General features: G+C 31.3%; 22 protein-coding genes. 15 read left to right on the top strand and 7 right to left on the bottom strand.

Annotated features, from left to right (window positions below):
- The first annotated feature begins 101 nt into the window (after nucleotides 1-101).
- The gene (locus JJD95_RS11590) at nucleotides 102-1,304 is read left to right on the top strand and encodes a DNA polymerase IV (protein ID WP_291643181.1); all 1,203 of its coding nucleotides are present in this window, start codon (nucleotides 102-104) and stop codon (nucleotides 1,302-1,304) included.
- Between the two features lie 40 nt (nucleotides 1,305-1,344).
- Here the strand turns inward: JJD95_RS11590 and JJD95_RS11585 are convergent, their stop codons facing one another.
- Nucleotides 1,345-1,680: a hypothetical protein gene (locus tag JJD95_RS11585; RefSeq protein ID WP_291643180.1), complete on the bottom strand. Its 336-nt coding sequence runs from the start codon at nucleotides 1,678-1,680 to the stop codon at nucleotides 1,345-1,347.
- Nucleotides 1,681-1,878: 198 nt separating this feature from the next.
- Between JJD95_RS11585 and JJD95_RS11580 the strand changes: the two genes are divergently transcribed.
- From JJD95_RS11580 to JJD95_RS11535, 10 genes are all read left to right on the top strand, one after another.
- Nucleotides 1,879-2,742, top strand: a complete 864-nt coding sequence (locus JJD95_RS11580) for a hypothetical protein (protein WP_291643179.1) — start codon at nucleotides 1,879-1,881, stop codon at nucleotides 2,740-2,742.
- A gap of 23 nt (nucleotides 2,743-2,765) precedes the next feature.
- Complete coding sequence (locus JJD95_RS11575; protein WP_291643178.1) at nucleotides 2,766-4,142, top strand: CCA tRNA nucleotidyltransferase; 1,377 nt, start codon at nucleotides 2,766-2,768, stop codon at nucleotides 4,140-4,142.
- Between the two features lie 105 nt (nucleotides 4,143-4,247).
- Nucleotides 4,248-4,484: a DUF1292 domain-containing protein gene (locus tag JJD95_RS11570; protein WP_291643177.1), complete on the top strand. Its 237-nt coding sequence runs from the start codon at nucleotides 4,248-4,250 to the stop codon at nucleotides 4,482-4,484.
- Between the two features lie 42 nt (nucleotides 4,485-4,526).
- Nucleotides 4,527-4,703, top strand: coding sequence for a hypothetical protein (locus tag JJD95_RS11565; RefSeq protein ID WP_291643176.1), 177 nt, complete (start codon nucleotides 4,527-4,529; stop codon nucleotides 4,701-4,703).
- Nucleotides 4,704-4,751: 48 nt separating this feature from the next.
- Nucleotides 4,752-5,381 (top strand): HDIG domain-containing metalloprotein, encoded by a 630-nt coding sequence (locus JJD95_RS11560; protein ID WP_291643175.1) that lies wholly within the window; start codon nucleotides 4,752-4,754, stop codon nucleotides 5,379-5,381.
- 376 nt (nucleotides 5,382-5,757) lie between these two features.
- Nucleotides 5,758-6,627, top strand: coding sequence for a radical SAM protein (locus tag JJD95_RS11555; RefSeq protein ID WP_291643174.1), 870 nt, complete (start codon nucleotides 5,758-5,760; stop codon nucleotides 6,625-6,627).
- Nucleotides 6,628-6,683: 56 nt separating this feature from the next.
- A complete protein-coding gene (locus tag JJD95_RS11550; RefSeq protein WP_291643173.1) occupies nucleotides 6,684-7,673 on the top strand; it encodes a biotin--[acetyl-CoA-carboxylase] ligase in 990 nt (329 codons plus the stop codon).
- Nucleotides 7,674-7,749: 76 nt separating this feature from the next.
- Entirely contained in the window at nucleotides 7,750-7,992 is a 243-nt protein-coding gene (locus JJD95_RS11545) for a DUF1292 domain-containing protein (RefSeq protein ID WP_291643172.1), read from the top strand.
- An 83-nt stretch (nucleotides 7,993-8,075) separates the two neighbouring features.
- A complete protein-coding gene (locus tag JJD95_RS11540; RefSeq protein ID WP_291643171.1) occupies nucleotides 8,076-8,564 on the top strand; it encodes a UPF0158 family protein in 489 nt (162 codons plus the stop codon).
- 79 nt (nucleotides 8,565-8,643) lie between these two features.
- Nucleotides 8,644-9,354, top strand: coding sequence for an MgtC/SapB family protein (locus tag JJD95_RS11535; protein ID WP_291643170.1), 711 nt, complete (start codon nucleotides 8,644-8,646; stop codon nucleotides 9,352-9,354).
- Between the two features lie 49 nt (nucleotides 9,355-9,403).
- On the opposite strand, the gene JJD95_RS11530 is transcribed toward JJD95_RS11535, so the two are convergent.
- A complete protein-coding gene (locus JJD95_RS11530; RefSeq protein ID WP_291643169.1) occupies nucleotides 9,404-10,987 on the bottom strand; it encodes a DEAD/DEAH box helicase in 1,584 nt (527 codons plus the stop codon).
- 109 nt (nucleotides 10,988-11,096) lie between these two features.
- A complete protein-coding gene (locus JJD95_RS11525) occupies nucleotides 11,097-11,621 on the bottom strand; it encodes a QueT transporter family protein (protein ID WP_291643168.1) in 525 nt (174 codons plus the stop codon).
- 421 nt (nucleotides 11,622-12,042) lie between these two features.
- Between JJD95_RS11525 and JJD95_RS11520 the strand changes: the two genes are divergently transcribed.
- From JJD95_RS11520 to JJD95_RS11510, 3 genes are all read left to right on the top strand, one after another.
- Nucleotides 12,043-13,293 (top strand): pitrilysin family protein, encoded by a 1,251-nt coding sequence (locus JJD95_RS11520; protein WP_291643167.1) that lies wholly within the window; start codon nucleotides 12,043-12,045, stop codon nucleotides 13,291-13,293.
- Between the two features lie 2 nt (nucleotides 13,294-13,295).
- The gene (gene recX / locus JJD95_RS11515; protein ID WP_291643166.1) at nucleotides 13,296-14,150 is read left to right on the top strand and encodes a recombination regulator RecX; all 855 of its coding nucleotides are present in this window, start codon (nucleotides 13,296-13,298) and stop codon (nucleotides 14,148-14,150) included.
- A gap of 98 nt (nucleotides 14,151-14,248) precedes the next feature.
- Complete coding sequence (locus JJD95_RS11510; RefSeq protein WP_291643165.1) at nucleotides 14,249-15,397, top strand: transglutaminase-like domain-containing protein; 1,149 nt, start codon at nucleotides 14,249-14,251, stop codon at nucleotides 15,395-15,397.
- A gap of 48 nt (nucleotides 15,398-15,445) precedes the next feature.
- Here the strand turns inward: JJD95_RS11510 and JJD95_RS11505 are convergent, their stop codons facing one another.
- The 3 genes from JJD95_RS11505 to JJD95_RS11495 form a co-directional block, all read right to left on the bottom strand.
- Complete coding sequence (locus JJD95_RS11505; protein WP_291643164.1) at nucleotides 15,446-15,802, bottom strand: tetratricopeptide repeat protein; 357 nt, start codon at nucleotides 15,800-15,802, stop codon at nucleotides 15,446-15,448.
- Between the two features lie 152 nt (nucleotides 15,803-15,954).
- The gene (locus JJD95_RS11500) at nucleotides 15,955-16,755 is read right to left on the bottom strand and encodes an ABC transporter permease (RefSeq protein ID WP_291643163.1); all 801 of its coding nucleotides are present in this window, start codon (nucleotides 16,753-16,755) and stop codon (nucleotides 15,955-15,957) included.
- Nucleotides 16,736-17,509: an ABC transporter ATP-binding protein gene (locus tag JJD95_RS11495; protein WP_291643190.1), complete on the bottom strand. Its 774-nt coding sequence runs from the start codon at nucleotides 17,507-17,509 to the stop codon at nucleotides 16,736-16,738. The genes JJD95_RS11500 and JJD95_RS11495 overlap by 20 nt, the downstream gene beginning before the upstream one ends.
- Before the next feature lie 383 nt (nucleotides 17,510-17,892).
- Here JJD95_RS11495 and JJD95_RS11490 point away from each other — a divergent pair, with 383 nt between their 5' ends.
- Nucleotides 17,893-22,173 (top strand): 2-hydroxyacyl-CoA dehydratase, encoded by a 4,281-nt coding sequence (locus tag JJD95_RS11490; protein ID WP_291643162.1) that lies wholly within the window; start codon nucleotides 17,893-17,895, stop codon nucleotides 22,171-22,173.
- 520 nt (nucleotides 22,174-22,693) lie between these two features.
- On the opposite strand, the gene JJD95_RS11485 is transcribed toward JJD95_RS11490, so the two are convergent.
- A complete protein-coding gene (locus JJD95_RS11485) occupies nucleotides 22,694-23,716 on the bottom strand; it encodes an ABC transporter substrate-binding protein (protein WP_291643189.1) in 1,023 nt (340 codons plus the stop codon).
- Between the last annotated feature and the right edge of the window lie 226 nt (nucleotides 23,717-23,942).

Raw genomic sequence — 23,942 nt, 5'->3', positions numbered from 1 at the left:
AAAGCAATCTATTCTTAATTTAGGGGTAGATTGCTTTTTGTGCTAAAATTATAGATAATATAGATAATATAAAATTTGATTTATATAAAGGATGAGGGTATATGCTTGAAATTGTAGAAAAACTTATATTTCATATAGATGTTAATTCGGCATTCCTGTCTTGGAGCGCTGTAGATAAACTTTTAAAGGGTGAGGTTACCGATCTAAGAGATATAGCATCCGTAATAGGAGGTGACGAAGATGCCAGGCGTGGAGTAGTTTTAGCAAAATCTATGACAGCAAAAAAAGCTGGAATAATAACTGGAGAAAGCTTATTTACTGCAAGAAAAAAATGCGCGAACCTTGTAGTGGTAGCGCCTGATTTTAATTTGTATGAAAGTTGCAGTAGAGCTATGCGTAAAATTTTTACAGACTATACACCATATGTGGAGAAATTTTCTATAGATGAGTGTTTTTTAGATATGACAAGCTATAATACATCAAAGGAAGCTGCAGAGAGGATAGCTCATGATATTAAAGATAGGATAAAAGCAGAACTAGGATTTACAGTGAACATTGGAATGTCAGATGTTAAGCTTTTAGCTAAGATGGCCTCGGATTTTGAAAAGCCTGATAAAATACATACACTCTTTAAAAATGAGATTCAAAAGAAGTTATGGCACCTTACCGTTTCGGAGCTTTTTATGGTTGGTAAAAAAACCGTCCCTAGGCTTAATAATTTGAATATATTTACTATAGGAGATTTAGCACGATATGATGTGGAAATATTAAAATATCACTTTAAAAGTAGCGGACGCATCATGTGGCAATATGCCAATGGTATAGATAGCTCAGAGGTGAAGTGGAATAAATATGAGCTGAAGGGAATAAGCAATTCTACTACACTAAGTGAGGATGTTAAAAACAAAAATGAGGCCTATATAGTACTGTTATCATTGGTAGATCATACAGCCACAAGACTAAGGGGTATAAAAAAATGCTGTTACTGTATTTCTGTAACTATAAAAAATCGTGATTTTATAAATTATTCAGGTAGTAAGACTTTAAGAAATGCCACTGATTCCACGGAAGAAATATTAAAGACAGTAAAAAATATTTTTGATGAATTATGGAAAGGTGAGCCCATAAGATTGCTAGGCGTTTCACTAAATAATTTGTGCCTGGATAATTTTAAACAAATATCAATTTTTGATATGGATAGCGGTAATTATGAAAAGCAAAGAGCTTTAGACAAAACTATGGATAGTTTAAGAGGAAAGTATGGTAAAACTATAATTATGAAATCAGTATTTCTAAAAAAATAACTAGCAAATTTGCTAGTTGTTTTCTGAAAATAATTTATTTTTATAGTTTTTCATACATGCAAAAGTCATCTTTTAATGAAGTTATTACATATGCTTTATGAGTATCTCCAGCGGTTTTTACATACTCCTCAACAATTAAACTATAATCAATTTCTTTGTTTCTGAAAAATAAACTTTTATCAGTGATTATTTTTTCATTTAATGTTTCATCTGAACCATCGTAAATATCGTTTTTGTTTCTGGCACAATAGGTTGTAAGTGTATTACCTTTTGCTTCTACTGACCAATAATAAGTATCCCTTGTATTCATAATAAGAACATTCGAAATAATATTCTCAGGCACACCCAATTTACGTAAGAAAGTTTTTTGTTCCATGAATTTTCACCCCTTAAATTATTTTTATAGTGTATTATAATATATTATCAGAATACTAACATGAAAATCAACCTTTATATGGTTAATTTGCAAAAAATAATAAAGATAACCTAATTTATTACCAAATACCGTTCTATATTATAAAAAAGCAATGTAAACTAGGTAAGAAGTACTATTTTTATGGAGGTCCTGTGAATCATGGACAATAGAGCGATGATACCATTATACTTTAATGAAAATATGATAAATAATTTATATACTATTGTCATAGAGGAATTTGCAGAAATTAAAAGTGAGAGTATTAGAAAGATGTTGACGGTTACTACAAATACACCCTTATACGAACTTACTTGTGGTAAAATAAGGCAAGGAGATTTAAATGTTCAAGTTCTGAATGAATTTTCATCTCAAAAAATCGAAGAAAGAGTTTCAATTGTAATAACAATACTAGCAAGATTAAAAAATATACTTAACGATCAAAGTATGTTAAAGATTATAAATAATGAAAATGATGTAAAGAATATAAAAGAATTCGATTTTGTACAGTTTACTATTAAATTATATAAAAACCCAGTGATTGAGTATGTAGAAGATATAATTAGGGTTATGGAAATGCAATTGGCTTTTTCACCTGCAAATGGAGAGAATGGTGATGGAAATGAAGAAGATACAGTTAAGAGACAAGTTATGAAAATTCTTAAAGATGATATGGAAAATTGTAAAAAAGAAAAATGTATAAAATACATTAGTAGTAGTATAGGTACGAGAAGCACAAAGGTTATAGTGCCCTTAGATATAAAATATATGGCGGATAATTTAGATTACATTGAAGGTGCAAGTATTACTGTGCTTGGTAAGGTGGTAAGAATTTCAAAGGAAAATGAAAACAATAGCAATAGTTTGCTCAGTGGAACATACTTTGATTATTTGAATGAGGATTATTTTCAAGAATTTAAAAATAGATTTTTAAAAAATACAAATTTAATTAGAGATTATAATACTATTGAAATAGAAATTAATGAACCTATCATTGAAATTATACCTATAGCAATGTATATTTAGAATTTAAACAAAGGGTGATAATAATGAATAAAAATAGCACGAAATCTGAAGCATGTATGATTATACCTACGGATGTAAAAACAATCTTAGATACTTTAAAAAATAATGGATATGAGTCCTACATAGTAGGAGGAAGTGTACGTGATTTTTTAATGGGGATATCTATGCCTAAGGACTATGATATAGCTACAAGCGCCATGCCTAAGGAAATCATTAGACTATTTCTAAAGACTATACCTACAGGTATAAAACACGGTACTGTAACTGTTATGATTAGTGGTGAGGGGTACGAGGTTACAACATATAGAATAGATGGTCAGTACCTGGACAATAGAAGGCCGGAAGATGTTACCTTTGTTTCAAATTTAAAAGAGGACTTAGCTAGACGTGATTTTACTATAAATGCACTAGCTTTAAATGCAGAAGATGGTGTTATAGATTATTTTGGTGGTTTAGAAGATTTAGAAGATAAAACAATTAGAGCTGTAGGGGAACCAAATAAAAGGTTTCAAGAAGATGCTTTAAGAATGCTTAGAGCAATTCGTTTTGCAGCAAAGTTAGAGTTTCATATAGAAGAAAAAACGCTAGAGGCTATAAAAGTAAATTGTAACCTTATATTAAATATAAGTAGTGAAAGAATTAGAGATGAACTAAGTAAAATGCTTTTATCGAATAATTCTACTATAGCTTTAAGATTGCTCGAGGAAACTAAGTTATTGGGGTTTATACTACCAGAACTTCAAAAGGCAGTAGGATTTAATCAACTAACCCCTCACCATGACAAAGATATATTCAATCACACTTTATCAGTTGTGGAAAATTGTCCATTGTCATTAAATTTAAGAGTGGCAGCACTATTACATGACATAGCTAAACCGGATTGTTTTACCCTTGATAAGAGTGGAGTAGGTCATTTTCGTGGGCATGATAAAAAAGGTGTTATGTTAACCCAGCAAATACTTAAAAGATTTAAATTTGATAATGAAAGTATAAGTGAAATTAGCATGTTAGTAAAGGAACATATGAATGTACTTGAAAAACCAACAGATGCTTCTGTAAAACACCTTATTAATAGAGTTTCTGTGGACTTAATATTTGACCTCTACGCGTTGCAAAGAGCGGATGCACTAGGCTCCCGTTCTCCTAAAATTCGTTTAGAACAAATTGATAGAATGGAAGAAAAAACAAAGGCTATTTTAGAGTCTAAAGTTCCACTATCTATAAGTGAACTTGCAGTAAATGGTAGAGATTTAATGGTGGAGTTTTCACTTAAGCCAGGGCAAGAAATAGGCGTTATGCTTAAATTTCTTCTAGATAAAACATTGGAAAATCCGGAATTAAATAGCAAGGAACAACTTTTAGCGATAATTTATGAGGAATATATAAAAGGAGAATCTTAAATCTTTACTATATGAAGTTAAAATAATTTATTATAAAAATTTAGTATAAAACCTCCACTTAGGTGCAACATAATAAGAGACTTAAAAGTGAAAGGAGGTATTTATATGAAACCTAGTGAAACAATTACTGTAGTAAATGAATTTGGCAAGAATGTAGTTTTAGAGTTGATTGATGCTGTTAAAGTGGATGGGAAAGAATATGTGATAGTTGCTCCAAAGGATTCAGATGATGCATATGCGTATAAGTCAGTTGTAAAGGATGGCGCAACAGAATACTCGTCTGTAGGAGTGGGGCCGGAATTCAAAAAGGTATTAGATGAATATAACAAGCACCAAGCATAATTTATATATTTATAAGCAACAGATAGTTAGGAGGTTTTTTATATGAAGGATCGTGAACAAGCTAGTAAGGAAAATCTACGTAATTATATTAAGAAAGACACAAGAACGCAAAATCCACATTCTAAAAATCAATTAATTCAAACTATTGAAGAAAGTGCATATAATGAGAGTGTTTTTGAAACTAAAAAAAGTGAGTATGGTGGAACTAAGTCAGAATAACTAATAAGAGTTTATAAATAAGAATAATAAAAGGAAAGGAATTTATATATGATAAAAATGTTTGAAGAATTTGAGAAACATCTAATGGAAGATTATAAGCCATCTATATATTTTGGAGAAATAATAAATAATAAGATCATCGCTACTAAATATCCAGTTACATTATTAAAGGCACTAGTAGAAACACCTCAATCCCCAGTGCACCACCCAGAAGGAAGTGCATGGGTTCATACAATGCTTGTGGTAGATAATGCAGCAAAAGTGAAGGGGTTAAGCGAAAATCCTAGAGTCTTTATGTGGGGCGCGTTACTACATGATTTAGGGAAAGCACTTACTACAAAAATCCGTAAAAGTAAAATAACATCTTATGATCATGATAAAGTAGGCGCAGAACTTTGCAGAGAATTTCTAGGAGTATTTACAGAAGATAAAGAATTTATTAAAGGCGTTACAGCTTTGGTTAGGTGGCATATGCAAACTCTATTTGTAATAAAAGATTTACCTTATGGAGATGTGAGAGGTATGGCATCAGAAACAACCATTAAAGAAATTGCATTGTTATCACAGTGTGATAGACTGGGAAGAGGTAAAATGAGTCAGAGTAAAATCAAAGAGGAGAAGGAGAATATTAAATTTTTTGTTCGTAAATGTAATGAAATTTTAGCGTCTTCCAAATAATTTGTATAAACGAAAGTATGTATTGTTACAAATGCACTCACATCGCCTAGGAATTCTAAAATTTATTTTATTCATAGCTACTAAAAAATGCAAACTCGCTGCCGCTCAAACATGCATTTTTCTATACGTAGCTACAAAAAAAATAAATTGTGAATTGCTAAGGCTTGTTCGAATGCATTTTACACAGTACATACTTTGATTAAATAAATATCACATTTCAAAGATTTCAAAGACTGCTTTTGAAATGTGTATAAAGAATTTATTATAGAAAAACCTGTGGTATACTAATAGGATATACAACAAAGAATATTTTTAGTATAAAGAACCATGGCCTTACAGGCATGGGGGAGACTTAGATAGAGGGAGGATGATTTAATTGAGATATGAAGGAACGGTATATAGACCGCCCAGTGAGGCGTATAGTCTTATAGTACAAGTTACTATTGGATGTTCACATAATGGGTGTAGTTTTTGTGGGATGTACAAGGATAAGAAGTTTAGGGTACGTGATTTAAAAGAGATTATGGAAGATTTGGAAGAGGTTAAGGCATCTAGTGGGATAATTAAAAAGGTATTTCTAGCGGATGGGGATGCGCTAGTCCTTGGAAATGAAAAATTGAAAGCTATACTTTTAAAAATAAAAGAACTATTTCCTCAGTGCGCGCGAGTGGGGATTTATGGTACTCCAAAGGACATTTTAAGAAAATCCTTAGACGAGCTTATAGAACTTAAAAATTTGGGAATTGGAATTGTGTATCTAGGGGTGGAATCTGGAAGTAATGATATATTAAAGGGTATAAATAAGGGAGTAACTGCAAAGGAAATGATTATGGCAGGGTGCAAGATTAAAGAAAGTGGAATAAAGTTATCTGTTACTCTGATTTCAGGAATTGGAGGCACCTTAAAAAGCAGAGAGCATGCAATAGAATCTGCTAAGCTCATAAGTGCTATAAATCCAGATTATGTAGGGCTTTTAACACTAATGATTGAAAGTGGAACTCCCATGTATGATGATGTGCAAAAGGGTGATTTTAATTTGTTAAATCCAGAACAAATAATGTCTGAGACAAGAGAATTTTTGCAAAACGTAGAGGTTACTAATTGTATATTTAGAAGTAATCATGCTTCAAACTATACGGCATTAGCCGGAACATTACCAGAAGATAAAAGTAAGTTATTAGGGGATATTGATCGTGCAATTAAAGGTGAGTCTAGTTATAAACAAGAAGAATATAGAAGACTTTAAAGTGTTTGACTATCTTTTCTTTAACCTAGTAAAACAAAAAAAGGGAGTATATTTAAATGAAGAAGAAAATTCTTAGAATACTAAAAGGCAGCGGAACTGATTTTGTGTCTGGTGAAAAAATTAGTGAAGAATTAGGTGTTAGCCGTGCTGCTATATGGAAATACATAAATGTAATTAAAGAGGATGGTTATGAAATTGAAGCAATTTCAAGAAAGGGTTATAGAATAATTTCGTCTCCAAATATTCTTACTTCTGAGGAAGTAGAAAGCTTTCTAAGAACAAAGTGCATAGGTAAAAATATAATTCATTACGAGTCCGTAGGTTCAACAAACTCTAAGGCTAAAGAATTGGCAGAAGGCGGACAAGAACACGGTACAGTCATAATAAGTGAAGAACAAACATTAGGCCGTGGACGGCTAGGAAGGAATTGGGTATCTCCTAAATATAAGGGAATATGGATGTCAATAATACTTAGACCAAACATAATTACAAAAAACATATCGCAAATAACTTTAATTGGAGCAGCAGCTGTTCAAAAGGCTATTATGAAAATGGAAATTAAAACTGGTATTAAGTGGCCAAATGATATAATTATTGGTAGTAAAAAAGTATGTGGTATATTAACAGAAATGAGTGGAGAAATAGAGCATATTAATTATCTAGTTATGGGAATTGGTATAAATGTAAACCTTAAGGAACAAGATATACCTAAGGATCTAAAAGATGTTGCTACTTCACTTTTAATAGAGAGTGGTAAACATATTGACAGGAAGCAATTACTTGCAAATGTATTAAACATTTTTGAAGAGTTATACAGTGATTTTGTTCTAAATGGAAATATCAAAGAAACTATAGAAATTTGCAGAGAAAATTCTATACTTATAGGAAGTGAAATTAAGTTAATTAATAGTGGAGAAGTAACAATTGCTAAAGCAATAAATATAAGTGATAGTGGAGAATTAGTTATTGAAAATAATAAGGGAAACATAGAGAATATTGTTTCAGGAGAAGTTTCTATTAGAGGAATTTATGGTTATGGTAGATAAAACACCTAATTTAATATAGACATATTGGCTATATTAAAGGTATAATGTGCTTAATACGTTTGAAAGGAGAATGATTATGGAAGAAAATAAAATCATAACAATGGTAGATGAAGATGGAGAAAAGGTTGAATTTGAATTAGTGGAAATAATTGACTTGAACGAAAATAAATATGCACTGTTAGCTCCTGTAGGAGATGAAGATGATGCATATGTCTATAAAATCGAAGAGGTAGACGGTAAAAAGGAATATATTGCAGTAGAAGATGAAGAAGAATTTGAAAAAGTATTAGAAGAATATGAATCAACTTTTGATGAATAGATAAAAACCAATAAACCGCAAGGTTTGTTGGTTTTTATTATAAATATGATGAGTAAATGTAATTACAAAGAGGAGTTGAAATTTTGAAGCTACTAAGTATTAATATGGAAGCATTTATAGAAACAATTTCATCAGTGGATGACGATTTAGGGAAAAGTTTTTTAGATACAGATACTGGTGAGGCTATTTATATACCATCGGAAGTGTGTTTAGCCTTAGAAAATGAAACTTTAAAAGAAGATACTTTTGATAATTGGTTAAAAGAATTCGTTAGTGTGGCTATACTTATTAGCGAAGATGCGGATAATAGATATATAAGAACTCCTGTTATTAATGATGATTTTTATATAGGTGAAATGAAGATATATGCTAATTTAATTAGTGATCCAGATTTAAAAGTAGAATTACAAAAAGCATTAAAAAGTGATGAACCTATAAAAAGATTTAAGCACCTTCTAATGGATAAGCAAGATGAAATAGATAAGTGGTATAAATATGAAGATAACTCTGTATACGAATTTGTTATAGCATGGCTTAAGTCAAATTCTATTGAGTTAAAGCATCTAAATTAAGAAGTTTTGATATAAGTGTGCACATAATAGCTTTTATTTATTTATAATAGAATATGATGAATTTTACGGAGGAATGTAGATGTTAGCTTATGAAGTAGTTATTAGGCTTGCGCTGGCAGTTGTAGTTGGCGGCTTAATTGGATACGAGAGAGAATCTAAAAATAGACCTGCCGGTTTTAGGACACATATACTGGTATGTTTAGGTGCCGCAATTACCTCGATGATACAATTATATTCAATTCAAGACACAATAAATATTATACTGCTGCATCCAGAACTCCAAAATGCAATAAAGGCAGATATTGGAAGGCTTGGAGCGCAAGTTATAACAGGAGTAGGGTTCTTAGGAGCAGGTACTATTATGCATGAAAAGGGATCGGTAAAGGGACTTACTACTGCAGCAAGTATATGGACAGTGGCATGTATTGGGCTTGCGGCAGGGCTTGGTTATTATACTTTAACTATACTATCAACTATATGTGTTTTTATAGTATTAGTATTTCTTAAGAATATTGAAGCTAAGATTTTTAAAAACACTAAAATTATAAAAATAGAGATTCAATATGGTAACAAGAAAAACATGGTAGAGAAATTAGAACAATACTTTGATGGTATGGGGATAAAAGTTAAAAATATAGAATTTTTAATTGACGATGAAGATGAGGATGAAAATCTACAGTATAGTACAACAATGTATACAGTTTTAGCCCCAAAACATATTAGGAGCAGTGGGGTTGTGCAAAAACTATGTGCTTTGGAAGAAATATACAAAGCTACTATATTGGATTAAAATAAAAAAGAGCCCTAATAATTAGGGCTCTTTTTTGAGCTAATAAAATCTATCTTCTAGATTTAGCAACTTCAATATTAACTTTTCTTTTATTTAACTTCTGACCTGAGCTTTTTCTTAATATAGCATCAACTAGGTTTTCAGGAACATCTAGAAAAGAGAATTTATCTAGAATATCAATACGGCCAAGTTCATTTTTATTAATATTAGCAGTTTCAGCTAGGAAAGCTATAATATCTTTAGTCATAACTTCGTCCATTCTTCCTATAGAAAGAAATAATCTAACGTTATCTGCTGTTGAAACAGTATCATCTGCATAGTTATAGTTAACTTCTTTATCAAAAATAATTTTGATTAGAGAAGCAGCTACATCTTCAGCACCAAATTCGTCTGTTAGTGTTTTACCTAAAGGAACAAAGTTATCATATAAATCTTCTGTTAATGTTAATTTTATAGATTTTAAAATTGTATCTGATTTAGCTGCAAAAATATCTGGTATACTAGGAACAGCTTTTTTTGTTATTACGCTTTTAGTATCACGTTCAATTTGTCTTATAGCAGACGCTTCTCTTCTTGTAATAAGACTATAAGCTATACCTTCTTTACCAGCTCTGCCTGTTCTTCCAATTCTATGTACATAGCTTTCTGTATCTTGTGGCAAATCATAGTTTATAACATGAGTAATATCATCAACATCAATACCTCTTGCTGCCACATCTGTTGCAATTAAGAAATTTAAATTACCATCTTTGAATTTCTTTAGAGTGTTCATTCTTTGGCTTTGTTTCATATCTCCATGCATACCATCTACAGTATAACCTCTAGGTTGTAATGCTTCTACTAACTCATCTACACCTTTTTTAGTTTTACAGAATAATATACAAGTTTTAGGAGCGTCAACATCAAGTATTCTACATAATGATTCAAATTTATTTTTTGAATTTACTTCGTAGTAATATTGTTTAGTTTTAGAAACAGTCATAGATTTCTTTTCGATAGCAATAACCTTTGTATCTGGTTTCATATATTTTTTCGACAATGTTTTAATAGCTCTTGGCATAGTAGCTGAGAAAAGTAAAGTCTGTCTATCTTCGCTTAAGTTACTTATAATACTTTCGATATCTTCTATAAAGCCCATGTTTAACATTTCGTCGGCTTCATCTAAAACAAGAAACTTAGCATTTGCGAGTTTCAAAGTACCTTTTCTAATATGGTCGAGAAGTCTTCCGGGAGTTCCAACAACAATATCTACGCCTCTTTTTAAAGCAGATATTTGTCTGTCAATAGATTGACCACCATAGATTGGCAATATCTTAATTCTTTCATGTTTTGCAATACGTTGAAGTTCTTCAGCAACTTGCACAGCAAGTTCTCTTGTTGGAGACATTATTATTGCCTGAATTTTTCCATTACCTTTTTCCATTCTACTTAAAATAGGTGCACCAAAGGCTAATGTTTTACCAGTTCCTGTTTGTGCTTGACCTATAATATCAAAGCCATCTAATACAACTGGAATAGCTTTTTGTTGGATATCGGATGGGTATTCAAATTTCAAATCTTGTATAGCGTGTAGTACGGATTCATTTAATCCTAGTTCATCAAATTTGATTCTTGGAGTTTCAGTTTTAGTCATTAAAATTCCTCTTTCTTTTCATAAAGTATCAAATACATCTCATATTAATAAGTGAATGCAAAATAGCGAATATTAAACTAAAAAGCAAAATTACATTGCTTTTTAATAATTATTTCAAAAAATTCCTCAAAATTGGGTTCTTCTCAATAACATAAATAAGAGGTAATCCAATTCCATAACAGCAGACTAATTGTCCCCATCCAACTTGTAATATACAAAGTAAAAGGGGAATGTCTTTAACGTATAAAAGCTTTAACAGTATGCCTATAATAATGGCATTAACTACTACAGCCGGTAATGGAGCAAGTATTCTTTTGAATTTCAGTTTGCTTTTACCAATATAGTAAGTTGAAATTGCAGCTATAAACGTTGCAAGGGAACCGAAAATCATATCCATAATACCTACTGGACTCATGACATTAGAAACTATACAACCTATTACTAGTCCTGGGATTGAAAAGGATGCAAAGTAAGGTAAGATAGTAAGTCCTTCAGCAATACGATATTGAATAACTCCAAAGCTGAAAAACGATAAGCTTAGAGTTAAAGTTGCATAAATAGCAGCCACCATTCCTGCAAAAACAATTTTTCTTGTTTTTACAGACGTAGTTCCTTCATTTAATTTAATATTCATTTTTGTGCCTCCGTAGTTTTGTTTTCAGACAGGATGGTTACGAACTGTCTATGAGTATTCGACCGAACTTTAATTCTACTATATATTTTAGCATTAGTCAAATATATTTATATTGTTACATTGCTAATTGAATTGTTTTTTAATTTTTGTAAAAAATGATAGGTACATTATAATGTCATTAAATTTATTTTACATTATATAGGCGTTTGTATAAAAGAAGTTATAAATATAGAAGTAGTGGAATATATATTTACACTTATTGAAGGAAATAATACAAAGAATAGAGAGCATATTCTACAATAAAGTAGTCTAAAAGGGGTGAAAGTGTGATATAGTTAATTTGTATATATTTTTTATTTTTTGATGTTAGAATCATTTAAAAAAGCTATAACAATATAGTTTTAGGTTAAAGGAGAATATGATGATTAAAGAAAGTTTTAATACTAGACAAACGGAATTAAGTAATGGAATTAAACTCATTACAATTAAAAAGGATAGTCAAATTGCCGCAGTACATGCTGGGATTAATATAGGGTCTCTTTCTGAAGAAAAAAAGGAAAAGGGAATAGCCCACTTTATTGAGCATATGCTTTTTAAAGGCACTAAAAGTAGAACAAATGAAAAGTTAAACAGCGATCTAGAAAATTTAGGTGGAGAATATAATGCATACACGGATTTTAACTGTACAGTGTATAGTGCTACAATTTTAAGTGAAGAATTAGAAAATGCAATAATGCTTATGGGAGACATGATTTTAAATTCAACCTTTCCAGATGATGAAATTGAAAAGGAAAGGGGCGTTATATTAGCTGAGATTAGAACAAGTAAAGATGACATTGAAGACTTAAGTTTTAAAAAAGTTAATGAGATTGCATTTAAATATAGTCCGCTTAGGGAAGATACTATTGGTAATGAAAGTATCATAAAAAAAATTACAAAGAAACAGCTTGTAGGTTTTTATAATAAATACTATTTACCTAATAATTCTTTTATATCTATTGTCTCTCCATTTGAACATGATGACATAATAAATATGGTGAAGGAGTATTTTGGTAGCTGGATAAAAAAAGAATTTGAAAAGAAAAAAATAATGTACGAACATCATCAATTTGTAACAAAGATTTCATATAAAAAAGAAATAGAGCAAAGCACCATACTTTACTTGTATACCTTCAATGGATTATCTAATGATGAAGAATTAGCTCTAAGAATACTAAACCATAAATTTGGCGAGAGTTCTAATTCTATATTATTTAGAGAACTTCGAGAACAGCGAGGATTGTCCTATGATGTTTACACTAATTTAGATACTTCAAATAATGTTAAATCACTGTATATATATACAGCGGTGTCTGAAGAAAATGTAGATGAAGCAATTCGTGTAATTGATAATGCCATAGAAAATATTGGAAGTGAAAAAATAATTTTCGATGAAAATACAATATCACTTATGAAAAAGATATTAAAAACAGCGATAGCATCAACTTTAGAGGATTCTACGGATCTTGGTAATTATGTAATTCATCAAGCTATGGACAATGAAGACATATATCAGTTTGTTTTGGATATGGAAAATATGGACAATATTAAGAGTGAAGATTTATATAATATTTCTAGAAAAGTATTACAAAAGCCAACAATCCACGTATTCTTACCAGAAAAGAGAGGTTAGTATTGAGTAATATTATAACAAAAATAGAAATGCAAAAAAAGAATAAGGATAGAGTTAACATTTATATGGATGATGAATTTGCATTTGCTTGTGATGTGGGTCTTGTATATATCCATAATATCACAAAAGGCGAAACCATTGACAAAGAAAATCTAGAAGACATAGTTAATGAAGATAATTATATAAAGGCTAAAAACTCTGCACTTCATTTTTTAGAAAGAAGCTTTAAGTCAGCTAAACAAGTAATTGATAAATTAACATTAAAAGATTTTGATGCTAAGACCATAGGTAGAGTATTGATTTTTTTAAAGGAGTATGACTTTATAGATGATAAGAGGTTTGTAGAACTTTTTATAAAGGAAAAAGTCAGGTCCAGTGGCAAAAATAAAATTAAATTCACACTAATAAAAAAAGGTCTTCCACAAGAGTTAATTGAGGAAGGTCTTAATACAATAACTAGTGAGCAGCAAAGTCTAGTAGCACTTAGACTAGGCGAAAAAAAAATTGCCGTAATATTCAAGAGTGAAAAAGATACAAGAAAGCTTTATAAAAAAACTGCAGACTATTTAGTTCGAAATGGATTTGATTTTGAAATAATAAATGAGGTTTTAAATAGTGTCATTAAAAATTACAATAGCGACGAGCCATGCGCTAAGGTGATTTCAGAGGATACTTATGAAGAAAATTACTTTAAATTACATGAACTAGCTAGCAAAAGATATAACATACTAATTAAGTCAGATTCCACCAAAATTAAGATATATAAAAAGCTGGGAGATTATCTTTTAAGAAGAGGATATAAGTGGGATGAAATTAAAAAAGTATTAAAAGATTTAATTAATGATGATTACGAGTAGAACGTAGTAAGTATAATTGAACTTTTATGTTTTAATAATGAAGGCAGGTGATAAAGTTGTTTAAAGAGCCCCTAACTTTAGTTCTATTATTAGTGTTTATGTACCCGATAGTTCAAGGGTTTATATTTAAATTTTCATCTCAAGATTTAAAAGGATCATTCCAGGGGATTATTGGTAGTGTTTCTTTTTTAACTTCATTGTTTTTAGGTATTTACTTTACCAAAAAAGTTTTTATTCAACATAATGAAATCATGTACCAAAAAATATATGACTCTATACCAATTCAAGTTGTAGAGTTTATAAATAGTAAACCATTAGTAGTCTATGTGTTATTTATGCCAATAGTGGTTTCGATAATTTATAGCATAATAAGTTATGTAGTTAATTTCATTAGTAGAATTACTTTTTATCCACTGTTTGATACTATCGAGAATAAAATGAGATCTAAAAGTGTTTTTTTTAAGAGATTTATGGGTTCAATATTTCAAGTGCCTAGGGCATTAACCTATGTAATTGTTATTACTTTTATATTGAATTTTTTATCTCTTCTTAACATAACCGATACATATAATAAGTATCTAGAAGAATCACAATTATATAATTATATATCCAAACAAGTAGTTATTCCACTTACTAATTCGAAAATTGCTAAAAAACTTCCGAATATTGTTAATGATTCCTTTAAGATTGTAGTAAAAGAAGCTGCTGAATCAGATAACAAATTGCAGAACAACCCACAGAATAGTTTACCTAACAATTCAAAAGTAATAACTTATTACAATGGAGTTACACTAGAGCAAGGGATTAAGTCTAATGAAGAAATTGATAAGTTTGCAGTGAACCTTGTATCTGATGAAAAGGCCACAATAAAAAAAGCGGAACTTATATATAAATGGGTGGGTAGTGAAATAGTTTATGATGATGAAAAAGCAACTAGAGTATTAAATAACGACCTAGAAGTTGAATCTGGGGCCATTCCAACTTTTAACTCAAGAAATGGAATATGTTTTGATTATGCTTGCCTTTTTGCAGCCATGAGTAAAGCTAATAACATAAAAGTTAGAATTATAACTGGTCAGGGATTCAATGGAAGTAATTGGGTTAGTCATGCTTGGAATCAAGTGTACATTGAGGATGAAAATAGATGGATCAATGTTGATCCCACATTTTTAATTGGTGGGGACTATTTTGATAGTGAAAGGTTTGATATTGATCATAAAGAGGAAATTATAGCTGGAGAATGGTAGAAAATACATTATAAGATAATAAATTAATATAAAATAGCCTCCTATTTATTAGGGGGCTATTCTATAGCTTTTTAATAATAAGTTAATTGCTTTTTCACAATCTTCATCATCATTATTTAGTGACCAAGCAGTATTAAAGTAATACAATGATTTTGGCTTGTTAAGGCACATAGCATAGCAATAAGCTAAGTTAAAAAAATATTTACTTTCTTTACGTAAAGATATAGCCGCGTGGAATATTGGAATTGCTTTTTCGTATTCTTTTAAGTGAATAAAACATACAGCAGTATTATAAAGGGCACCGGCCTCATTATCTTTCATTTCAGCAGCTTTTTTATATAGGGTTATTGCTTTGTTGTAATCCTTAGTATTGTATATGTCGTTAGCCTTTTGAAAATAGTCCATGAGCATCCTCCTTATAGTTCTCTAACAAGTTATAGTCTCCAAAGAGTTATAAATGTATTATAAATAAATATATTGTTACTTTGTAATTATTATTCTTATTCCATTTAAATTCTAGCCCAAGGGACTTAATAATATTCACGTATAACAAAATATTATTTATTTTTGTTTACAACTTTTCTCTCTATAAACGCAACCATCTCATACATGAGGTAAGCTAAGATAGAAAGTATCACTATACTCATCATTACCATATCTAATTGAGAAATTTGCCCGCCAAAGATTATAAGGAATCCCAAACCATTTTTAGCCACTAAGAACTCACCCATTATTACACCAACCCATGAGAGGCCAACATTAATTTTAAGTGCTGAAATCAGAGTTGGAATAGAAGCAGGAATAATTAAATTAATTAATATTTGGAATTTAGAAGCTCCGAAGGTTTTTAAAAGCTTGATTTTATCTTCATCCACTTCTTTAAAACCATTTAGTATATTTATTATAGTTACAACAATTGATATTAAAAGAGCAATGACTATTATTGCTTTTATTCCGTTGCCTACCCAAAATATAATAATAGGCGCAAGAGCTACCTTAGGTAGGGCATTTAATACTATCAGATATGGATCCAAAACTTTTGAAACAAAATCGGACCACCATAATAGTATTGCAATTATGGCACCTAATATTGTTCCTAGTAAAAATCCTATTATAGTTTCAAAACAGGTTATTGAAATAGCAGTTAGGAGTGTACCCTCAGAATATATTTGCATAAATGATTTATACATTTTTGAAGGTGTGCTAGTAAGGAAAGAATCAATTAAGTTAAGTCTTCCAGCTATTTCCCACAAGCTGAAAAATACAATTAATATAAGTATTCTTGTAAAAACAATATAATATTTCTTCTTTTTTAAGTCTTTAATATAATTTTTGTGTTCATCGCTTTGTATCAGCATTAACATTCAACTCCTTCCAAATTTCATTGAAATAAACTCCGAAATTTGGAGCTTCTCTGCGTTTTAAAGGACAAGAAAAATTTTCTTCAAATTTAAGAGGGATATCCTTAATAATTATTGCCGGGCGATTTGAAAGAATAATAATTTCATCTGACATAGAGATAGCCTCTGATATATCATGAGTTACCATTATAGTAGTTTTCTTTTCTTTTTTTATGATCGCGTATACTTCATCACTAATATTTAATCTTGTTTGATAGTCTAAGGCGGAAAAGGGTTCATCTAAAAGTAGTATTTCAGGTCTAAGTGCTAGGGTTCTAATTAGAGCAACCCTTTGACGCATGCCTCCGGATAATTCTCTAGGATGGTGATTTCGAAATTCCCAGAGATTATAGTTTATTAGAAGAGTTTTTACTATATTTTTATTGTCATCTGTAATACGATGGTTAATTTTAAGTCCTAAGAGTACATTGTCCCATACAGTTAACCAGTCGAATAGCTGATCTTTTTGAAACATATATCCAATCTTTGAGTTGGCTCTATTATCAAGGTGATTAATTATTACTTCGCCAAATGATGGCGTAATTAAGCCAGCTATTATATTTAATAGCGTAGATTTTCCACAGCCAGAAGGACCTACAATGCTTAAAAAATGTCCTTCTTGTACACTAAAAGAAATATTATCTAAAGCAGGAGTTTCTGCAGTTAAAGAATGGTAATTCATGGATATATTATTAATTTCTACTTTAATCACTTTATCATCTCCCTTCAACTTATAGTTTAGTATATGAGTTTTAACAATGTATTGTTAACGACATTTAATTTGATTTATAATATTAAAGTTTTTAGAAATCAAATAAAACAATTATTAATTTTTTGTGAATTAGGTTGATATTTACAGGGAATATGAATAATATGTAATTAATAGAAAGTATATATAGGAGGCTGAAAACAGATAAAATAAATTGTATTTTTGAAGAATAAGGATATAGATATAGGAATAGTGTGTTATTTACTGAAATATGATATAATTTCAAATATTATTAAGATTGAATTTGAGCAAATAAACATATATAATTAAAAATTAGGGTTATAAAATACAAAAAATATTAACTCGCGGAGGAAAAGAAGATAATTATGAAAAAAATAATACATGTTGGATTAGATGTAGGATCAACTACTGTTAAGATAGTACTTATTAATGAGCAAGAAAAAATAATATATAGCAAGTATCAGAGGCATTTCTCTGATATAAAAAGTACAATAGCAGACCTTTTAAGTGAGGCTTATAGAAAGTTTATGGAATGTGATATTACTATTATTGTAACTGGATCTGGTGGACTAGCTCTATCTAAATGGCTAAGCATTCCATTTATGCAGGAAGTGGTAGCCGGCACATATGCTATAGAAAATATTATACCAAGAACTAATGTAGCTATAGAGCTTGGTGGGGAAGATGCAAAAATCATATACTTTGATGGAGGTATTGACCAAAGAATGAATGGTACTTGCGCTGGTGGAACTGGTGCATTTATTGATCAGATGGCATCCCTTCTTCAAACAGATGCAACAGGACTCAATGAACTTGCAAAATCTTATAAAACTATATATCCTATTGCTGCTAGATGTGGAGTTTTTGCAAAAACTGATATTCAACCCTTGTTAAATGAAGGGGCGGCAAGAGAAGATATCGCTGTGTCAATTTTTCAGTCGGTAGTTAATCAAACTATTAGTGGACTTGCTTGCGGTAGACCTATTAGGGGAAATGTCGCATTTTTAGGTGGACCATTATATTTCTTGTCCGAGCTTAGAAAGAGGTTCATTGAAACTTTAAAGTTAACAGAGGAGCAAATTATTTTTCCAAAGGATTCTCAGCTATTTGTTGCGCTAGGGGCTGCTATGGCATCAAAGGATGAGGCCACTATTTCTTTTGAATATTTAAATGCACAACTTCCAAAATTAAAAGAGGCTACTAGTCACGAAATTCAAAGACTTAGACCACTATTTTTAGATCAAGAGGAATTAGAAGTTTTTAACCAGCGTCAAAGCCAATATAAGGTGGCGAGAAGAGAATTATCTACTTATAGTGGAAATTGTTTTTTAGGAATAGATGCTGGGTCTACGACTACTAAAGTTACACTTATAGATGACGCGGGTGCACTTTTATATTCCTACTATGGAGGAAATGAAGGCAATCCACTAAGGCTCGTTAGAAAAATATTAAAAGAGTTATACGCTATTCTACCAAAGGATGCAATTATCTTGAATTCAGCAGTAACAGGTTATGGTGAAGGTTTAATAATGGCTGCTTTAAAGGTAGACATTGGAGAAATTGAAACTATAGCTCATTACAAGGCAGCAGAATTCTTTTTACCAGGAGTAGATTTTATATTAGACATTGGTGGACAAGATATGAAATGTTTAAGAATAAAAAATGGTGTCATTGATAGTATAATGCTAAATGAAGCTTGTTCCTCTGGTTGTGGGTCTTTTATAGAAACATTTGCTCAGTCTCTAAATATGGGAGTAGAAGATTTTGCAACTGCAGCACTGCACGCTAAAAGCCCCGTGGACTTAGGTTCAAGATGTACTGTGTTTATGAATTCAAGAGTTAAGCAGGCTCAAAAGGAAGGTGCATCTGTAGGGGATATATCAGCAGGACTTTCTTATTCAGTAATTAAAAATGCACTGCTTAAAGTTATTAAGATAAGAGATCCAAAAAATATGGGTAAAAAGCTAATTGTTCAAGGTGGAACCTTTTATAATAGCGCAGTACTTAGGGCTTTTGAAATTATTTCAGAGAGAGAAGCGGTTAGACCAGACATTGCAGGTTTAATGGGTGCCTTTGGCGCTGCACTTATTGCAAGAGAAAGATATGAGGAAGGTAAAATCACTACATTATTATCTTTGGAGCAATTAGATGATTTTATCGTTGAAACCACCATGGGTAGATGCAAGCAGTGTGCTAATCAATGTGTTCTTACAATTAATAGATTTGATAAGTCACGGCAATTTGTATCTGGTAATCGTTGTGAAAAAGCACTAGGACGTAGTTCTAAAAAAGAAGAAATTCCAAATGTATATGACTATAAATATAAAAGAATATTTGATTATCTTCCACTAAAGAAAGAAGAGGCCCCTAGAGGCACAATAGGTATTCCAAGAGTGCTTAATATATATGAAAATTATCCATTCTGGTTTACATTCTTCACAAGTTTAGGATTCAGGGTTGAACTTTCAGAGAGATCTTCAAAAAATGTATATGAAATGGGACTAGAGACTATACCCTCAGAATCAGCTTGTTACCCTGCTAAAATAGTACATGGTCATATAATGAGTCTTGTAAATAAGGGAATAGAAACTATATTCTACCCTTGCATTCCATATGAAAAAAAAGAGCAACCGGGAGCTGATGATCATTATAACTGCCCTATTGTAACTTCGTATCCTGAGGTAATAAAAAATAATATGGATATTCTGAAGGAGAAAAATATAAAATTTCTAAGTCCTTTTATTTCTTTAGATAATGAGAAAGCATTAGTTAATAGATTAAATGATGAGTTATCATGTTTTGCCATCCATAAAAGTGAAATTTCTATTGCTGCTAAAAAGGCATGGATTGAAACTGAAAAGGTTAAATTGGACATTCAAAGTAAAGGGGAAGAAGTTGTAGAATATATTAGGCGGACCGGAAAGAAAGGTATTGTTTTAGCAGGAAGACCTTATCATATAGATCCAGAGATTAATCATGGGATTCCTAGCGTACTTACAGATTTTGATATGCCTGTACTTACCGAGGATTCTGTGGCGCACTTAGGTAAAGTTTTAAGACCTTTAAGAACAGTAGATCAGTGGGTATATCATTCAAGGCTTTATGCAGCAGCTAGTTTTGTAGCCAGTGAGCCTAATGTTGAGCTTGTTCAACTTAATTCTTTTGGATGTGGTCTTGATGCAGTTACTTCGGACCAAGTACAGGAAATTTTAGCGAGTAACGGCAAGATATATACAACTTTAAAAATTGATGAGGGAAATAATCTGGGAGCTGCTAGAATTAGAATTAGATCCTTAAAGGCTGCCATTAATGAAAGAGACACGCATGGAATTCCTCAGAGGAAAACAGGAGAGACTTATAATAGAGTAGTTTTCACTAAGGAAATGAGGAAAAAACATACGATTTTATCTCCTCAAATGTCTCCAATACACTTTCAATTTGTACAGGAAGCATTTAATTCATCGGGTTATAATTTAGAAATTTTACCTTCGGTAGATACAAAAGCAGTAGATGAAGGCTTAAAATATGTAAATAATGATGCGTGTTATCCTACAATAATTGTAGTGGGACAAATAATTGAAGCCTTAAAATCAGGGAAATATGATATAGAAAATACCTCAGTTATAATTTCTCAGACTGGTGGAGGCTGTAGAGCAACAAATTATATTGGATTTCTTAGGAAGGCACTTAAGGAAGCAGGGTTTCCCAAAGTTCCAGTGATATCACTAAATGCTGCTGGGTTTGAGGCAAATCCAGGTTTTAAAGTTAGCTATTCAATGGTTAAAAAGTCAATAATGGCTTTAGTGTACGGAGATTTGCTTATGAGGGTGCTGTACAAAGTTAGACCTTATGAGAGGGTAGTAGGTTCAGCAAATTTACTTTATGAAAAATGGGTAAAAATATGCAAAAAATCTGTAATAAATGGTAGTAGTAGGGAGTATAAAAAGAATATCTCTGCTATAGTAGCACAGTTTGATAAGCTAGAACTTAAAAATATTTTAAAACCTAAGGTAGGTCTAGTGGGCGAGATTTTAGTTAAGTTCCATCCTACAGCTAATAATAACATTATAGATGTTATTGAAAATGAGGGCGGAGAGGCTGTTATGCCTGATTTTCTGGATTTTTTCTTATACTGTGCCTATGATGCTAATTTTAAATATAAATATTTGGGTAAGAGCAAGAAAGCTCAAGTACTAAATAATTTAGCTATTGGTTATATAGAAAGTTTTAGGAAACACATGAAATCAGTTTTAGATAATAGTAGCAGATTTCATGCTCCAAAAACTATACATGAGTTAGCTGATGGGGCTTCGCCTATTTTATCACTAGGTAATCAAACAGGTGAAGGGTGGTTCTTGACTGCTGAAATGGTTGAGCTTATTGAAAGTGGAACAAAAAATATAATATGTATGCAGCCTTTTGCTTGTCTTCCAAATCATGTTACAGGAAAAGGAATGATTAAAGAGTTAAAGAGAAGGTATCCGGGCGCTAATATTACGGCTATAGATTATGACCCAGGTGCTAGTGAAGTAAATCAAATTAATAGAATAAAATTAATGATGTCTGTTGCATTCAAAAACATTAAGAGTGATGTAGAGGTTGAGCATGCTCATGAGGAAGTAGCGAGTGACAAGAAGATGGACTAAGCAAAGTATGAAAGCTCACCTTCGTGGCTTGCAATACGAACTCAAAACGTGAAATTCCATAAGAAATTCTAAACTTTTGCTCATATAAAATCCCCTAACGTTCACATTCGCCATCCTGGCTCAGGTTCACTGGCCTTCCGTCCTGGAAGGCCTACGGGGATTTTATATTTGCAAAACAAGAATTTCTAAATGGAATTTCAATGTTTTTTCGTCTCGTATTGCAAGTCACTTCGGTGAGCTTTCATACTTACATAATCTGAGCAGTATTATGAAACTTCGTAGGAAGGCATAATAAATTATGCTTCCTCGGATGATTACGTAAAGGTTTCATTACTGCGGAGATGTATGTAAATATATATAAGTTAATTAATTATGAAGGTTCGGCATTTATGGGTGTGGAAGATAGTATATAATGAGTTTTACAGAATCTTAGTTCATGGAATAAACTTAGAGTCTGTTAACGAATTATAAGCTATCGGAACACCCCTAAATGACGAACATTCATTTTATAGACTTATATTTATTTTAGATCTTTTACTACTTTTTCTGCAAAGGTATTGTTTACAATTTTATCGAATGGTGGCCTTTGAGGAATTAAATCTGCCTTGTAAGATTGGATAATATCCATAAGTCTTGTTAAGTCATCGGATTTTAATATTGGGTTTGGTGAAAAAGCATCAATATTTCTATAGTTTTTGATAGAGTCAACAAGTACTGTTTCATCTGCACCAGGGAAGTAAGACTTAATTGAACTGACTACTTCTGCATCAGTGTGAGTATTTACCCATTTTTGACCTTTATAAATTGCTCTAGTGAATTTTTCAACCATTTCTGGGTTCTTTTCTATATAAGATTGCGTAGCATAAAAACAGGTATAAGGCATGGTTCCAGCAGACTCACCTATGGAGGCTACAATATGTCCGGAATTATCTTTTTTCATTAAGCTGGCAGTTGGTTCAAAAAGAGAAACATAATCACCTGTGCCACCCTTAAAAGCTCCTGCAGTAGCGGTGAAAGCTAGATTAGTAATAAGTTCTATGTCACTACTAGGGTCAACACCATGATTTCTTAAAACATACTCTAAAGCCATTTCAGGAACTCCACCTGGTCTTCCACCTATTAGTGTCTTGCCCTTTAAGGATTCCCAGTTGAAATTAGTTTCAGCATTTCTAGCTACTAGGAAAGCGCCGTCCTTTTGTGTTAATTGTGCAAAAACAACAGGATAATCAGCGCGGTTTTGATTGTAGATGTAAATAACTTGTTCTGGTCCACTGAAACCTATATCTACAGCGTTACTTAAAACTTGTTGCATGGTTTTGTCTGCTCCTTGACCAGTTGAAAGGTCAATTTCAATGCCTTCTTCTTTAAAGAAACCTTCGGAAATGGCCGCATACATAGGAGCATAGAAAATAGAACGAACCACTTCATTTAATTTTACTTTTACTAAAGCTTCATTAGCATTTTTCTTACATCCAGAAAGTAAAGTTGTTATTAAGATAAGAGAGAGAAGTAGGGAAAGAACTTTGAGTTTTTTTATTTTCATAGATACCTCCACATTAAAAAGTTGTTACTAGTTTATAATATGAAAAATTATGTAGATGTGACATTTCAAATAAAAAATTAAATACTTGTCAAGCATTTTTGAAAATGTCCCTAAATAAGTGAAACATTAGCACCAACAAATTGTTGGTGCTTTACTTTTTTATATCATGATTTTGGGTAAATTTAATAGACCTAGTGTATGCTATACTTTTTTTGAAAGAAACATT

This window comes from Clostridium sp. (assembly GCF_016650035.1).
Lineage (GTDB): Bacteria > Bacillota > Clostridia > Clostridiales > Clostridiaceae > Clostridium_AD.
The sequence above is the reverse complement of the archived record's forward strand: the minus strand, read 5'-3'. Positions and strand labels throughout refer to the sequence as shown.

Coding starts and splice junctions, on each gene's coding strand:
- JJD95_RS11590 (WP_291643181.1), top strand. CDS start 102: ATGCTTGAAATTGTAGAAAAACTTATATTTCATATAGATGTTAATTCG.
- JJD95_RS11585 (WP_291643180.1), bottom strand. CDS start 1,680: ATGGAACAAAAAACTTTCTTACGTAAATTGGGTGTGCCTGAGAATATT.
- JJD95_RS11580 (WP_291643179.1), top strand. CDS start 1,879: ATGGACAATAGAGCGATGATACCATTATACTTTAATGAAAATATGATA.
- JJD95_RS11575 (WP_291643178.1), top strand. CDS start 2,766: ATGAATAAAAATAGCACGAAATCTGAAGCATGTATGATTATACCTACG.
- JJD95_RS11570 (WP_291643177.1), top strand. CDS start 4,248: ATGAAACCTAGTGAAACAATTACTGTAGTAAATGAATTTGGCAAGAAT.
- JJD95_RS11565 (WP_291643176.1), top strand. CDS start 4,527: ATGAAGGATCGTGAACAAGCTAGTAAGGAAAATCTACGTAATTATATT.
- JJD95_RS11560 (WP_291643175.1), top strand. CDS start 4,752: ATGATAAAAATGTTTGAAGAATTTGAGAAACATCTAATGGAAGATTAT.
- JJD95_RS11550 (WP_291643173.1), top strand. CDS start 6,684: ATGAAGAAGAAAATTCTTAGAATACTAAAAGGCAGCGGAACTGATTTT.
- JJD95_RS11545 (WP_291643172.1), top strand. CDS start 7,750: ATGGAAGAAAATAAAATCATAACAATGGTAGATGAAGATGGAGAAAAG.
- JJD95_RS11535 (WP_291643170.1), top strand. CDS start 8,644: ATGTTAGCTTATGAAGTAGTTATTAGGCTTGCGCTGGCAGTTGTAGTT.
- JJD95_RS11530 (WP_291643169.1), bottom strand. CDS start 10,987: ATGACTAAAACTGAAACTCCAAGAATCAAATTTGATGAACTAGGATTA.
- JJD95_RS11525 (WP_291643168.1), bottom strand. CDS start 11,621: ATGAATATTAAATTAAATGAAGGAACTACGTCTGTAAAAACAAGAAAA.
- JJD95_RS11520 (WP_291643167.1), top strand. CDS start 12,043: ATGATTAAAGAAAGTTTTAATACTAGACAAACGGAATTAAGTAATGGA.
- JJD95_RS11510 (WP_291643165.1), top strand. CDS start 14,249: ATGTACCCGATAGTTCAAGGGTTTATATTTAAATTTTCATCTCAAGAT.
- JJD95_RS11505 (WP_291643164.1), bottom strand. CDS start 15,802: ATGGACTATTTTCAAAAGGCTAACGACATATACAATACTAAGGATTAC.
- JJD95_RS11500 (WP_291643163.1), bottom strand. CDS start 16,755: ATGCTGATACAAAGCGATGAACACAAAAATTATATTAAAGACTTAAAA.
- JJD95_RS11490 (WP_291643162.1), top strand. CDS start 17,893: ATGAAAAAAATAATACATGTTGGATTAGATGTAGGATCAACTACTGTT.
- JJD95_RS11485 (WP_291643189.1), bottom strand. CDS start 23,716: ATGAAAATAAAAAAACTCAAAGTTCTTTCCCTACTTCTCTCTCTTATC.